Genomic DNA, 13572 nt, shown 5'->3' on the forward strand with positions numbered 1-13572 from the left:
CGGGGCACTGTCCGGCCACGGCGGGAGCGGTCAGGGCGTCGGGGGATCAGGGGCGGGTCAGTGCCCAGATGCCCACCGCGAAGCAGGTCAGCGCGAGGAGCAGCACCGGGATCGTCACCCTCGCGGGTGGTCCTGGCCGGGGCCGGGGAACTTCGCCGTCGCCGGGTGCGTACAGAGAGTGACGGGCCTGGGGAGGGTCGAGCGGGGAGGGGGCGGACGGGTGCGGGGCGAGAAGCGATTGTTCGGGGGCCGGTTCCGGAGCGTGTGCCGGTACGGGTACGGGCTCGGGTTCGCGGTCGGTCGTCGGTTCCGGGAGGAGCGGTGGCGGCGTGGGCCCGGACGGCGGGGTGTGCGTGTTCGTGTGCGTGGCTGGTGGCGTGGCGTGGCCGACCGGGGGCGGGGTGAGGCCGGTCGGGGGCGCAGGTGGCATCTCGGGCACCGGAGGCACCTCGCGAGCTGGGGGCACGGGTGGAGCCGGAGGGGTCGAAGGCGTGGGGAACGCCATGCCCTCGGGGAACGCCGCCCCTCCTTCCGGGAACCCCAAGGGTTCGGGCGGCGCCGAAGGTCGTGGTGGGAGCGGGGTGTTGGTGGGTGGTGGCGGAATATGTGGCATCGCCGTGCCCGGACCGGCCCCATGGCCCGCCGAGAACGCGCCCTGCCCGCTCGTGCCCGCCCCGTGAACCGGGGAGTCGGCGCCCCGCCCCGCCGTCGACTGCTCGTGCACCGGCGGCCCCGCCCCGTGCCCCGCCGCGCCGACCCCGACCTCCGGCGTCCCCGACCCGCTCACCGGCCGGGCCCGGCGGCCCCGTACCGCCGGACCGCCCGGGCCGAAGCCCGGGGGGAGAGGGCCGAGTTGGTCGAAGACCTCGATCAGCTCGTCGTCGGGCCCCGGCTCCGGGAGCAGTTCGGAGGCGGCGAGAAGGGCCTTGCGGGCCCCGTTCGCAGTGCGGAACCGCGTATCGGGATCCGGTTGCAGCAGCCCGGCGAGGACGCCCCACAGCGGCCCCGGCACGCCCTGCGGCGCCCTCGGAGTGCCGTGTTCCTCGAAGTGTTCGATCAGCGCCTGGGAGTCGGGCATGGCGCCCTCGAGGAGATGAAGCGCGACGAGCCCCGTAGCGAACAGGTCCGCGGGGAAGTCGGGCTCCGCGCCCAACTCCTGCTCGGGCGCGAAGTATCCCGGCGTACCCACGACATAGTCCGCCTCCGTCAGACGCGGCTCGCCCTTGCGCATCGCGATGCCGAAATCGGACACACGCAGATGCGGCAGCCCGGTCCCGGTGGCCTCGAGCAGAAGATTGGCGGGCTTGATGTCGCGGTGCACCACACCCTCGGCATGCACAGCGGTGAGCCCCGAAAGGAGCTGATCGAGGAGGACGCAGACGAACTGGGGCGGCAGCGGCCCGTAGTCCGCGACCAGGTGGACGAGCGAGCCGCCGGCGACCAGATCCATGGTGAACAGGACCTTGTCGTCGTCCGCGGCCCAACTGGCCGGGGCCAGGACATGCGGGTGATCGATACGCAGCGCCTGCTCGCGCACGAAGCGCAGCAGAGTGTGGGCATCGGACTGCTGCAGAACCTTCGCCGCCACATAGCGGCGGCGCCGGTGGTCCCAGGCGCGCCAGACAGCGCCCACTCCCCCGCGGCCGATCGGATCGGCCAGTTCGTACCGGCCGGCGAAGACCTCACCCATGGTCGTGCGTCGCTCCCCTCCCGGAGCCGGACACAGTGCCGCGCCAGACCGGGGTCAGCTCTGGTGCGACTGGTAGTGGGCGACCGCGTCGGAGGTGCGCCCCGCGCCGTACACCCGGAGGAACTCTGCCAGTTCGGGATGGCTCGGGGCGAGCGAGTCCGCCGCCTCGATGATGTCGCTCGCGGCCGAAACGGAACGCAGCAGCGACTGGATCTCACGCACCACGCGCTTCACCGTCGGCGCACCCGAACTGTTCGACGCCTGCCCGGTGTTGCTGAGCACCGACCCGCCCTGCGACTTCTTGATCTCGTCCATCCGCTCGGTGGCCTCGGCCGCACTGACACTGCCGTCGGCGACCTGACCCGCCAGCGACTGCAGGAGTTGCACGCGCTGCACCACAGCAGGGTTGCCGATCTTCGCGCGCTGGCCGCTCATCAGCTGCGACAGCATGGGGGCGGAAAGCCCGAGCACCCCCGCGAGGCGGGCCTGGTTGAGCCCCAGATCCTCGATCAGCCGACGGAAGAGCGCCCCCAGCGGCTCCCCGTACCAGTTCCGCTGGAGCTCCCTGGCTCTTGCGGTGGCTTCCTGCTGTGCGGCGTCCATTGCGTCTCCCCATCGCTTCCCCAAGTACGGTCCTTCGCTGCCGCGAAGCACGTGGGGCATCTTACGGAGAGTGGTCGCCCGCCGGGACCCCCAATCTTTTTGCAGGATTCAGGGGGTGAACCGGTACTCTGGTCTGCGGTGCCGAACCGGAACGTGAAACTTCCGGTGGAACGCATCGTTTTCGGGGCCTTAGCTCAGTTGGTAGAGCGCTGTCTTTGCATGGCAGATGTCAGGGGTTCGACTCCCCTAGGCTCCACAGCGGAAAGCCCCTCCGACCAGAACTTCCTGGTCGGAGGGGCTTTCGCCGTATCGGGACCTCAGCGCTCGTCCTCCACGGACGTGTCCGCCTCGGCCTGCTTCGCCTGCACCTCCGGATCGAGGATGTCCCGGCCACTGCCGTCGACAGAGGTCAGCGGCGCACTGTCGGGAACCTCGGTGGCGGCCGGCGGCTCCACCAGCCAGTCCGGATTGGCCTGCTTGTCCCACCACTTCCACGCGGCGAACGCACCGCCCGCGAGGATGCCGAGAACAACAAGACGCTTGGCGATCCGACCGGAACGGGCCCGGCGCTCGTGCTTGCGCACCAGCTTGCGGATCTCCTTCGGCGAGACGTCGCCGCGCAGCCCCGAGTAGGCCGCACTGCCACGGGCCGCGGCCTCCTTGCGAACCGGCTCGGACGCGGCCACCGCCTGCTCGATGCGCGGCTTCGAGTACGCCGCCGCCTGCCGGGCAGCCTCACGGGTACGGGACGCCGCGTCGTGCGCGGCCTGGTCGAGCTTCGGCGGGACATGCGTCCGCGCCTGCTCGAGGCGCGGAGCGAGGTGCGTGTCGTACTGAGCACGCGCCTGGTGTGCGGCCTGCGAAACCTTGGGCCCGAGCGCGACGCGCGCCTCTTGCGCGTACGTCGTGGCACGGTCCCTCGCCGACTCGGCGTAGGGCGCCACCACTTCCGCGGCATGCAGCACGCTGTCCTTCGCAGAGCCGGTCGCGGCACGCACGCTGTCGATGCGGGTCACGGGATCCTCCTCCTCGGTGGCGTACAGGTTTTTCACCTTTCCACCCTTTCGCGGATCATGCCTGCCGGGAGCGTCAATGCGGTGGTAAGGCTTGGTACGGCTTGATAAAGGGACTTGGCGACGACAATGCCACGGATCGTGGCGGGGCGCGCCTCTTCGACTGCGAGTAGACCGGTTTTCGGCTGCCGAAACCCCCGCACAACCCTGACAAGTCCGTCCGGGTTCACCGAGAGGGCGCCATGCGAGGATCGGGGGGCACAAATGTCAACGGAAGGCAGATCGTGGCCGAGCAGCTGTACGCCACTCTCAGGACCAACCAGGGCGACATCGAGGTCCGGCTGCTGCCGAACCACACCCCCAAGACGGTCAAGAACTTCGTGGAGCTCGCCAAGGGCGAGCGTGAATGGACCAACCCGCAGACCGGGCAGAAGTCCACCGCACCCCTCTACGACGGCACGATCTTCCACCGCGTCATCGGCGGGTTCATGATCCAGGGCGGCGACCCGCTCGGCAACGGCACGGGCGGCCCCGGATACCAGTTCCAGGACGAGTTCCACCCCGACCTCGCCTTCGACAAGCCGTACCTGCTGGCCATGGCCAACGCGGGACCCGGCACGAACGGCTCGCAGTTCTTCATCACCGTCCAGACCACCGACTGGCTGACCCGCAAGCACACCATCTTCGGCGAGGTCGTCGACGAGGCCAGCCAGAAGGTCGTCGACGCCATCGCCGGTACGCAGACCAACCCGCGCACCGACCGGCCCGTCAACGACGTAGTGATCGAGACCGTCTCCGTAGAGACCCGGTAGCCCCGCAGGGAACCAATGCGCCCCGCCGTCCGTCGCCTGTTCGTAGGCACGGGGGCGGGGCGGTGCGTTGCGCGACCGCGCGACGACGACGTACACACACCCGACCGCTCGACCAAAGACCCGAGGGGACGACCGCCATGGATCAGGCGCCCGGCAGCCCACAGGAACCGAAGGACGCCCAGGGCCTGCCCGGCTGCTACCGGCACCCGGACCGCCCGACCGGCATCAGCTGCACCCGATGCGAGCGGCCCATCTGCCCCGAATGCATGGTCAGCGCCTCCGTCGGATTCCAATGCCCGGAATGCGTGCGCAGCGGCTCGGGGACCGGGCACGCGCCGAACGCGAACCAGCCGAGGACCATGGCGGGCGGCGCGATCACCTCCGATCCGCGCCTGGTCACCAAGGTGTTGATCGGGATCTGTGTGGCCGTGTTCGTGGTGCAGATGGCGGTCGGCGAGCGGTTCACCGAGCGGTTCGAGATGATCGGCCTCGCCTTGGCATCCGACCTCGGCGGCCTCGAAGGCGTCGCCGAAGGACAGTGGTACCGGCTGCTCACCGCGATGTTCCTGCACGGCTCCTACATCCACATCGCCTTCAACATGCTCAGCCTGTGGTGGATCGGCGGCCCACTGGAAGCCGCCCTCGGCCGGGCCCGCTACATCGCGCTGTACCTGGTCTCAGGTCTGGCCGGCAGCGCGCTGACCTACCTGCTCGCCGATCAGAACCAGCCCTCGCTCGGCGCCTCCGGTGCGATCTTCGGTCTGTTCGGCGCCACGGCGATCCTGATGCGGCGGCTCAACTACGACCTGCGGCCGGTCATCGCGCTGCTCGTGATCAACCTGATCTTCACGTTCACCCCGGGCTTCAACATCGCCTGGCAGGCGCACATCGGCGGGCTCGTCGGCGGTCTGATCGTTGGCTACGCGATGGTCCATGCCCCGCGCGAGCGTCGCGCGCTCGTGCAGTACGGGGCCTGTGGGCTGGTTCTGCTCGCCGTCGTCGTCACCGTCGTCGTCAGGACCGCGCAGCTCACCTGAGCCCGGTTGTCCACGGATGATGACCGGGGTTGTCCACAGCGTGTGCCGGATCTTGTGCATCCTGTGGGGAACAACTGTGCCCCTCGTCATCAACCTGGGTTTGACCAGGAGGGACAAGGGGCGAACAGGTGGTCGAGCGAAGGTGGACCGGTCACACCGGCGTCAACGCTCAGTGGGTTATCCACAGATCATGCGACCTTTTCCACGGCTGTGGAAACTTCAGCGGAGTCTGTGGATAACTCAGTGGATAGCTCAGGGCAGAGCTACTTCCGCGGCTACTTCCACTGGGTGGAGACGCCGAAGCCGCCGGCGATGAAGCCGAAGCCCACGACGATGTTCCAGTTGCCGAGCGCCTTGATCGGCAGCGTGCCGTCGGCCACGTAGAAGACGACGATCCAGACGAGCCCGACAAGGAACAGCGCCAGCATCACCGGCGCCACCCAGCCGCGGTTGGTCAGCTTGATATTGGCTGCCTGCTTCGACGCCGTCGGCGGCGTGTAGTCGGCCTTCTTGCGGATACGTGACTTCGGCACGAGGGTCTCTCCTGTCGATGCGCTGCGTGGCCGCGCAGAGTACGTGGGCTGGCTCCGGAGCAGCGTACAAGGGGAAGTTGTGGGGATTCCCCGTGCTCCTCCGGGCGTCCGTTAGCGTAGTGCTTCCGTGGCGTCGAAGGAGATAAGGGTACGTTGAGCAATTCCGTCGACCCTGCCAAGAGTTCCGCCCGTGGGCGCCTGCGGCCCGTGCGGTTGCTCACCGTGGGCGTTTTCGCGCTCGCCGGCCTCATCTTCTTCACCAGTTTCAATACGGCCAAGGGCACCAATATCCGGACGGACGGGTCCCTGCTGAAGCTCTCCGACCTCATCCAGGAGCGCAGCCGCAAGAACAAGGACCTGGAAGCGGTCAACGGCGGGGTGCGCGGCGATGTCGAGCGTCTCGCCGAGCGCGACAACGGCTCCACGAAGGCCGACGACGAGAAGTTGTCCGGCCTGGAGAAGGCGTCGGGGACGAAGAAGCTGAAGGGCGAGGCGATCTCCGTCACACTCGACGACGCCCCGCCGAACGCCGCTCCCAAGCTCCCCGGCTACCCCGACCCGCAGCCCAACGACCTGGTCATCCACCAGCAGGACCTGCAGGCCGTGGTGAACGCCCTGTGGCACGGCGGCGCCAAGGGCATCAAGGTCATGGACCAGCGCCTCATCTCCACGTCCGCCGTCCGCTGCGTCGGCAACACCCTGATCCTCCAGGGCCGTGTCTACTCGCCCCCGTACAAGATCACCGCGGTCGGTGACCCGGAGAAGCTGAAGCAGGCGGTCGCGGCGTCGCCGGAGATCCAGAACTACATGCTGTACGTCAACGCGTACGGGCTCGGCTGGAAAGTCGAGGACGACGGGACGATGACTCTTCCCGGTTACTCGGGCACAGTGGATCTCCACTACGCGAAGCCCGTGAACTAGCCATGGAGTAGCCGCCGTACTGGGGGGCCTGTGTCGGTACGTGTCGCCATCAGGACATTCAGCGAACTCTGCATCACCGTCGGCGCCTTGATCGTGTTGTTTGTCGCCTACGTGCTGTTCTGGACCGGTGTGAAGGCCGACAGCGCGATGGGCGGTCAGATCGACGACCTCCAGGACCAGTGGGCGAAGCGGCCGGTGGCGAGTGCGGCGCCCGAGGGCGGGACCAGTGCGGCGCCGCCGAAGCAGGGCCCGTACAAGGACGGCAAGCCCTTCGGCGTGATGTACATTCCGCGGCTCGGTTTCACGTGGAACAAGCCCGTGCTGCAGAACACGAAGGTCGACACCCTCAAGAAGGGGCTCGGGCACTACGCGGGCACGGCCCAGCTCGGGGAGAAGGGGAACTTCGCGGTCGCCGGGCATCGTCGTACCTATGGCGACCCGTTCAAGGACTTCCCGAAGCTCAGGCCGGGTGACCCGGTCGTGCTCACCGACGGGACGACCTGGTTCACGTACGTCATCGACACCAAGCCGTACAAGACGCTGCCGAGCGATGTCGGGGTGATCGACCCGGTGCCGCGCAAGTCCGGATACCAGGAGCCCGGGCGCTATCTGACGCTGACGACGTGTGAGCCGGAGTGGGGCCACAGTCACCGGCTGATCGTCTGGGCGCATCTCGATGCCACTCAGCCTGTGGAGGCAGGCAAACCGAAAGCGCTGCGCCGTTAGTCTGGTGCCGTAATCGCAGAACGGTGGAAGGGGAGCCCGGCATGTACGGCTGGATCTGGCGGCATCTGCCGGGGAACACCTGGGTGAGGGCGGGGATCTCGGTCCTGCTCGTCCTGGCGGTCGTGTACGTCCTCTTCCAGTACATCTTCCCCTGGGCCGAGCCGCTGCTGCCCTTCAACGATGTGACGGTGAACGGCCAGTGAGCACGCGAAAGACCCGCATTCTCGTCGTCGACAACTACGACAGCTTCGTCTTCAACCTCGTCCAGTACCTGTACCAGTTGGGTGCCGAGTGCGAGGTCGTGCGCAACGACGAGGTGACGACCTCGCATGCGCAGGACGGGTTCGACGGCGTGCTGCTCAGCCCGGGGCCGGGCGCCCCCGAACAGGCCGGTGTCTGCATCGAGATGGTGCGGCACTGCGCGGCGACCGGTGTGCCCGTCTTCGGTGTCTGCCTCGGTATGCAGTCGATGCAGGTGGCGTACGGCGGTGTCGTGGACCGCGCCCCCGAGCTGCTGCACGGCAAGACCTCGCTCGTCGGGCACGCGGGGAAGGGGGTCTTCGCGGGCCTCCCCGACCCGTTCACGGCGACGCGCTACCACTCGCTGGCCGCGGAGCCCGGCACCGTTCCGGAGGAGCTGGAGGTCACGGCGCGTACCGAGGACGGCATCATCATGGGTCTGCGCCACCGTGAACTGCCGGTCGAGGGCGTGCAGTTCCACCCCGAGTCGGTGCTCACGGAGCACGGGCACCTGATGCTCGCCAACTGGCTCGTCGAGTGCGGGGACACGGGCGCCGTGGCCAGATCGGCCGGGCTCGCGCCGGTCGTGGGCAGGGCCTCGGCGTGACCGCATTGCGCCCCGAGCAGGACGGAGAGGCGGGCGGGTTCGAGGATGCCGTGAGCCGCCTCGACGACCCGCTGAACGACCCGTTGCCGGGGCAGCATCCGTCGCCGTGGTTCCGGCCGTCGGGGGCGCAGGAGCAGGAGCAGGAGGCGCAGCCGGAGCAGCCGCGGGTCGAGGAGCCGAAGCGCCGGATCGAGCCGGAGCCGGAGTGGTACGACCCGCAGGGGTACGCCCAGGACTGGTACGGCGGCGCGCAGCAGCAGGCCCAGCGGCAGGCCGCGCAGCAGCAGGCCCAGCGGCAGGCCGCGCAGCAGCAGGCCGCTCAGCAGCAGGTCCCGCAGTCGGCGCCCGTAGCGCCCGCGGCCGTGCAGCACGCCCAGGAGCAGGCCCCTGAGCCCGCCCACACCCCCGTACGGGAGGAGTCCGGGTCCGAGCCGGCGCGGGACGACGAGACCGTTGCCCTGCGGACGGCGGACACCCGGCGAATAGTCGGGACGCCGCCGGCCACGGGTGGCCGGGCCGCGCGCAGGAAGGCCGCCAAGCGGGGCGGTGGACGGCATTCGGCCGCGCCCGCGGCGGGGCAGGAGCCGGATGGGGAGGCGGACGGCAAGCCGTTGACCCGGGTCGAGGCGCGGGCCGCGGCGCGGGCGGCCAAGCCGAGGGCCGGGGTGGTCGCGAGCCGGGCGGTCGGCGAAGTCTTCATCAGCATCGGGGTGTTGATGCTGCTGTTCGTCACCTACCAGCTGTGGTGGTCGAACATAAGGGCTCACGACATCGCCGGCAGCGCCCGGCACAGTCTTGAGGACGACTGGGCCAACGGGAAGCGCAAGCCGGGTGCGTTCGAGCCGGGGCAGGGTTTCGCGATTCTCTACATCCCGAAGCTGGACGTCGTCGTGCCGATCGCGGAGGGGATCAGCAAGCCGAAGGTGCTCGACAAGGGGATGGTCGGGCACTACGACAAGGACAGCATTCCGACCGCGATGCCGGACGCGAAGCAGGGGAACTTCGCGGTGGCCGGGCACCGCAATACGCACGGCGAGCCGTTCCGGTTCATCAACCGTCTCGAACCGGGCGACCCGATCGTGGTCGAGACGCAGGACAGGTACTACGTGTACAAAATGGCGAGCATCCTCCCGCAGACGATGCCGTCGAACACGGCCGTGCTGAACCCGATCCCGGCGGGCTCCGGATTCACCAAGCCGGGGCGGTACATCACTCTGACGACGTGCACTCCGGAATTCACCAGTACGTATCGAATGATCGTCTGGGGCAAGATGGTCGAGGAGCGTCCGCGGAGCAAGGGCAAGCCGGACGCGCTCGTCGAATAACCGGGGACCACCGGGCACCAGGCATCGGGCAGTACGGCGCACAGAGACGGGGCATGACGCAGTGGCAGCGACGACCGACCATGGGGAAGAAGCCGCACCAAAGGGCCCCTCGCCCGCGCCGTCACCCCGGCGCGGCAAGATCGCGACCGCCGTCAGTGTCTTCGGTGAACTGCTCATCACGGCGGGTGTGATTCTCGGTCTTTTCGTCGCCTATTCACTGTGGTGGACCAACGTCGTCGCGGATCGTGCTGCGGGCAGGCAGGGCGACAAGATCCGCGACCAGTGGAAGGGCAACAGCGGTCCTGGAGCCCTGGACACCAAGAACGGCATCGGCTTCCTGCACGTGCCCGCGATGAGCGGTGGCGAGGTGCTGGTCGAGAAGGGCACCGACACCAAGATCCTCAACGATGGTGTCGCCGGCTACTACACGGACCCCGTGAAGGCGGCGCTGCCGACGAACGGGAAGAACGGCAACTTCTCGCTGGCCGCGCACCGGGACGGGCACGGCGCCAAGTTCCACAACATCGACAAGATCGAGAAGGGCGATCCGATCGTCTTCGAGACGAAGGACGACTGGTACGTCTACAAGGTCTACAACGTCCTTCCGGAGACCTCGAAGTACAACGTGGACGTCCTCGACAAGGTGCCCGAGGAGTCGGGCAAGAAGAAGCCCGGAAAGTACATCACGCTGACGACCTGCACGCCGGTCTACACGTCCACGTACCGGTACGTGGTGTGGGGCGAGCTGGAGCGGATCGACAAGGTGGACAGCGACCGGACACCACCGAAGGAACTGCGGTAGGGCGCTGGTCGGTTGGCCTGGCTCCGGGAGGTCATTCCAGGATCTTCAGTGGTGCTCCGGTGCTCCACTCCTCCAGCAGGCTGCGGGGCACGACCGTGACTCCGGCCTCGGCGGTGATGTCGATGCCCCGGTCTCCCCAGCCTCCTTGGACGGTGACGTCGGTGCAGTGGTCACGGTCGAGTAGTGACGCGATGTGGTTCTCGAACTGACGGCCGTTCATGGCGTCCATGGCCGCCATGGTGCCGGGGAGCGGACGGTTCTCCACCGCTGTTTCCAGGCGTTGGAGTCGCGCGTGGTGGCGGCGGATCCGGTGTTCCACGTGCTGGATCCCGGTTCGGAGGTCGATCAGTTCCCGGCGGTGTTCGCCGGAGGTCTCGATCAGGGCGTTGAACATGGGGACGACGGTCTTGCCGAGGGTGTCGGCGATGCGCTGGTCGATGCGGGCGTCGAGTGCGTCGGTGGTGGGGGCGTCGGGGGTGGTGGCGTCCGGTTTGCCGGCGGGGCGGGTGCGGGCCAGGTATTCGATGTCGAGGAGGTAGGTGCGGACCTGGCGGGCGATGTCGCTGTCGCGCAGGAGCATGGCGACGTTGAGGACGGCTCGGCGGGACCACAGCGCGAGGCTGGAGCGGGGCTGTGGAAAACTGTGGGGATAGGAACTCAAGTTGAGTTCCTTGAATTCGCGCAGTTCAAAGCCGCGAAGTACCCGCAGGCCGTTGGATGTGAGTTCTTGCCGGTGGCGGCTGAGCAGGTTGTTGATGACGGTCTCGGCGACGTCGAAGTACGCCGCCACCATCGCCGTCGTCACGTGTGTCCCGTCCGGAAGCAGTGACAGGGCCCTTACCTTGTCGAGCACGTCGGTGCGGTCGAGCACGCTGTGGCGCAGGGATTTGGATTCGATCAGGACCGATTCGTCGATCACCGGAGTTCCTTCCGCTGGGGAGGTGTCAAGTCCGGATAACGGGTCGGATCGTATGAAGTTACGTTCGCTGTCTGTACGTGAGTGCGAGGCGGAGAGGGCTTACGCGCCCGACGACGACCGGAGCCCCGGCCCCCTCACTCGGAGGGGGCCGGGGCTCCGGACTTGTTGCAGGTGGCGGAGCGTCAGCCGCCGAGGTTGCCTCCGAAGATGCCGCCGTTGTCGTTGCCGCCGTTGTTGCCGCCGCCGCCGACCGTGGTCAGGGTGACCGTGGTGTTGGCGGGGTCGGACGCGGTGTTGGCGGCCGGGTCCTGGGTGATGACCCGGGCCGCGTCGCCCTGGTCGGCGCCGTCGGCGAACTGGACGTTCTTGAAGCCGGCGTCGTTGAGGATCTTCTTGGCGTCCTTCACGGTCTGGCCGACCACGTTCGGGACGGGCGTCTGCGCGCCCTTCTTGGCGACCTTCAGCGTGACGGTGGAGCCGGGCTCCGCCTGGCTGTCCGCGGGGAGGCTCTGTGCGAAGACCTTGCCGGGCTCGGCGGCGGTGCTCTCCTCCTCGGCGCAGGTCGCCTTGAGCTTGTTGTCCTGGAGCTGCTGGGTGGCCTCGTCGCAGGAGAGGTTGCCGCCGGCCACGTTCGGGACGGTGACAAGTGCCTTCTTCTTGGCGACGGTCAGGGTGATCTCGGTGCCCTTTTCGACCTTGCCGCTGTCCGGGTCCTGTCGGATGACCGTGCCCGGGTTGCGCTCGGACTCCTCGACTTCCTTGTTGACGTTGGAGAAACCCTTGTCGCTCAGTTCGCTGCGGGCCTCGTCGTAGGACAGACCCGTGACGTCCGGGATGGACACCTTGGGCGCCCCCGTCGAGACGGACACGGTGACCGTGTCGTTCTTCTCGACCGTGGTGCCGGACTCGGGGGTCTGGGAGCAGATCTGGCCCTTGGGGTAGTCCTCGCAGGGGCCCGACTTGCTGGAGTCCAGCTTGAGGTCGCGGTTCTCGGCCATCTTCTCGGCCTCGCCGACCGTCTTGCCGACGAAGTTCGGGGCCTTGAACGACTCGTTGCCGGCGCTTCCGCCGCCGAAGATCTCCCTACCGATGAGGACGGCGCCGACGAGCACCAGGATGCCCGCGAGGACGAGGAGGATCGTCGATGTGCGGTTCTTCCCCTGGCGGCGCCGGTCGCTCCGCTCGTCGTAGCCGAAGCCTCCGTCGTCCGGGTTGGTCGGCGGCAGCATCGACGTCTGGCCCGCGCCGTTCTGCGGGCGCAGCATCGCGGTCTGCTGGTCGTCGGGGTGTCCCGCGCCGTAGCCGACGGCGCCCATCGCGGCGGTGGCGGCGACGGGCTGGCCGTCGAGGCAGGCCTCGATGTCGGCGCGCATCTCGTCGGCCGACTGGTAGCGGTAGTCGGGGTCCTTGGTCAGTGCCTTGAGGACGATGGCGTCCATCTCGGGCGTGATCTCGGAGTCGAAGACCGACGGGGCCTGGGCCTCTTCGCGGACGTGCTGGTACGCGACGGCGACCGGGGAGTCGCCGACGAACGGCGGCCGGACGGTCAGCAGCTCGTAGAGCAGGCAGCCCGTCGAGTACAGGTCGGAGCGGGCGTCGACCTGTTCGCCCTTGGCCTGCTCCGGGGAGAGGTACTGGGCGGTGCCGATGACGGCGGCGGTCTGGGTCATGGTCATGCCGGCGTCGCCCATCGCGCGGGCGATGCCGAAGTCCATGACCTTCACCTGGCCGGTGCGGGTCAGCATGACGTTGGCCGGCTTGATGTCGCGGTGCACGATGCCCGCGCGGTGCGAGTACTCGAGGGCCTGGAGGATGCCGACGGTCATCTCCATGGCGCGCTCCGGCAGCAGCTTGCGGCCGGAGTGCAGCAGCTCTCTGAGCGTGGATCCGTCGACGTACTCCATCACGATGTACGGGATGGAGACCTGGTCGACGTAGTCCTCGCCCGTGTCGTACACCGCCACGATCGCGGGATGGTTGAGCGAGGCGGCCGACTGGGCCTCCCGGCGGAACCGGGCCTGGAACGACGGGTCGCGCGCGAGGTCCACCCGCAGCGTCTTCACCGCCACGGTGCGGCCGAGCCGGGTGTCATGGGCGAGATAGACCTCCGCCATGCCACCACGGCCGAGCACCTGGCCCAGCTCGTACCGGCCGCCGAGGCGACGCGGCTCTTCCATTACCTACCAGCCCTCTCCGTCGGTCCCGACCGTCCCGTTCGGGTCGGGCGGTGTGCTGTCCGGGCCATACGGTACCCGGCCTGCCCAGCGTGACCTGGTCGCCACCGTGACCCGTGACAGGACCGGTATCGCCACGTGCATCTATGTGAACAACGAGTGACCGGGCT

At 68.4% G+C, this 13572-nt stretch carries 14 protein-coding genes and 1 tRNA gene; 9 read left to right on the forward strand and 6 right to left on the reverse strand.

Features of this window, described 5'->3' with window-relative positions; genetic code table 11:
* Nucleotides 1-46: 46 nt before the first annotated feature.
* Together ACIA8D_RS05480 and ACIA8D_RS05485 are read right to left on the reverse strand one after the other, a co-directional pair.
* Entirely contained in the window at nucleotides 47-1690 is a 1644-nt protein-coding gene (locus ACIA8D_RS05480) for a serine/threonine-protein kinase (protein ID WP_399228906.1), read from the reverse strand.
* Between the two features lie 54 nt (nucleotides 1691-1744).
* Nucleotides 1745-2293, reverse strand: a complete 549-nt coding sequence (locus ACIA8D_RS05485; RefSeq protein WP_399228908.1) for a helix-turn-helix domain-containing protein — start codon at nucleotides 2291-2293, stop codon at nucleotides 1745-1747.
* A 183-nt stretch (nucleotides 2294-2476) separates the two neighbouring features.
* On the opposite strand from ACIA8D_RS05485, the gene ACIA8D_RS05490 reads away from it, so the two are divergent.
* Nucleotides 2477-2549, forward strand: a tRNA-Ala gene (locus tag ACIA8D_RS05490).
* A gap of 61 nt (nucleotides 2550-2610) precedes the next feature.
* On the opposite strand, the gene ACIA8D_RS05495 is transcribed toward ACIA8D_RS05490, so the two are convergent.
* Complete coding sequence (locus tag ACIA8D_RS05495; RefSeq protein WP_399229103.1) at nucleotides 2611-3309, reverse strand: DUF5324 family protein; 699 nt, start codon at nucleotides 3307-3309, stop codon at nucleotides 2611-2613.
* Between the two features lie 281 nt (nucleotides 3310-3590).
* On the opposite strand from ACIA8D_RS05495, the gene ACIA8D_RS05500 reads away from it, so the two are divergent.
* Together ACIA8D_RS05500 and ACIA8D_RS05505 are read left to right on the forward strand one after the other, a co-directional pair.
* Entirely contained in the window at nucleotides 3591-4118 is a 528-nt protein-coding gene (locus ACIA8D_RS05500; RefSeq protein WP_399228910.1) for a peptidylprolyl isomerase, read from the forward strand.
* Nucleotides 4119-4255: 137 nt separating this feature from the next.
* On the forward strand, nucleotides 4256-5155 hold the full coding sequence (locus tag ACIA8D_RS05505) for a rhomboid family intramembrane serine protease (RefSeq protein ID WP_399228912.1): 900 nt from the start codon (nucleotides 4256-4258) through the stop codon (nucleotides 5153-5155).
* Between the two features lie 275 nt (nucleotides 5156-5430).
* Here the strand turns inward: ACIA8D_RS05505 and crgA are convergent, their stop codons facing one another.
* Nucleotides 5431-5688, reverse strand: coding sequence for a cell division protein CrgA (gene crgA / locus ACIA8D_RS05510; protein WP_399228913.1), 258 nt, complete (start codon nucleotides 5686-5688; stop codon nucleotides 5431-5433).
* Nucleotides 5689-5841: 153 nt separating this feature from the next.
* Here crgA and ACIA8D_RS05515 point away from each other — a divergent pair, with 153 nt between their 5' ends.
* From ACIA8D_RS05515 to ACIA8D_RS05540, 6 genes are all read left to right on the forward strand, one after another.
* Nucleotides 5842-6609, forward strand: a complete 768-nt coding sequence (locus tag ACIA8D_RS05515; RefSeq protein WP_399228915.1) for a DUF881 domain-containing protein — start codon at nucleotides 5842-5844, stop codon at nucleotides 6607-6609.
* Nucleotides 6610-6639: 30 nt separating this feature from the next.
* A complete protein-coding gene (locus ACIA8D_RS05520; RefSeq protein ID WP_399228917.1) occupies nucleotides 6640-7335 on the forward strand; it encodes a class E sortase in 696 nt (231 codons plus the stop codon).
* Between the two features lie 41 nt (nucleotides 7336-7376).
* A complete protein-coding gene (locus tag ACIA8D_RS05525) occupies nucleotides 7377-7538 on the forward strand; it encodes a hypothetical protein (RefSeq protein WP_385759119.1) in 162 nt (53 codons plus the stop codon).
* A complete protein-coding gene (locus ACIA8D_RS05530) occupies nucleotides 7535-8182 on the forward strand; it encodes an aminodeoxychorismate/anthranilate synthase component II (RefSeq protein ID WP_399228918.1) in 648 nt (215 codons plus the stop codon). Before ACIA8D_RS05525 ends, ACIA8D_RS05530 begins: the two co-directional genes overlap by 4 nt.
* Nucleotides 8179-9507, forward strand: coding sequence for a class E sortase (locus ACIA8D_RS05535; RefSeq protein WP_399228920.1), 1329 nt, complete (start codon nucleotides 8179-8181; stop codon nucleotides 9505-9507). The genes ACIA8D_RS05530 and ACIA8D_RS05535 overlap by 4 nt, the downstream gene beginning before the upstream one ends.
* A 61-nt stretch (nucleotides 9508-9568) precedes the next feature.
* Complete coding sequence (locus tag ACIA8D_RS05540) at nucleotides 9569-10309, forward strand: class E sortase (protein ID WP_399228921.1); 741 nt, start codon at nucleotides 9569-9571, stop codon at nucleotides 10307-10309.
* Nucleotides 10310-10340: 31 nt separating this feature from the next.
* On the opposite strand, the gene ACIA8D_RS05545 is transcribed toward ACIA8D_RS05540, so the two are convergent.
* Together ACIA8D_RS05545 and pknB are read right to left on the reverse strand one after the other, a co-directional pair.
* Nucleotides 10341-11228 carry a restriction endonuclease gene (locus ACIA8D_RS05545; RefSeq protein WP_399228923.1) on the reverse strand — a complete coding sequence of 296 codons (888 nt, stop codon included), beginning with the start codon at nucleotides 11226-11228 and terminating at the stop codon, nucleotides 10341-10343.
* A 182-nt stretch (nucleotides 11229-11410) separates the two neighbouring features.
* Nucleotides 11411-13405 carry a Stk1 family PASTA domain-containing Ser/Thr kinase gene (gene pknB / locus ACIA8D_RS05550; protein WP_399228924.1) on the reverse strand — a complete coding sequence of 665 codons (1995 nt, stop codon included), beginning with the start codon at nucleotides 13403-13405 and terminating at the stop codon, nucleotides 11411-11413.
* Between the last annotated feature and the right edge of the window lie 167 nt (nucleotides 13406-13572).

This window comes from Streptomyces sp. NPDC051684, from assembly GCF_044453445.1.
In the GTDB taxonomy this organism is placed as follows: Bacteria; Actinomycetota; Actinomycetes; order Streptomycetales; family Streptomycetaceae; genus Streptomyces.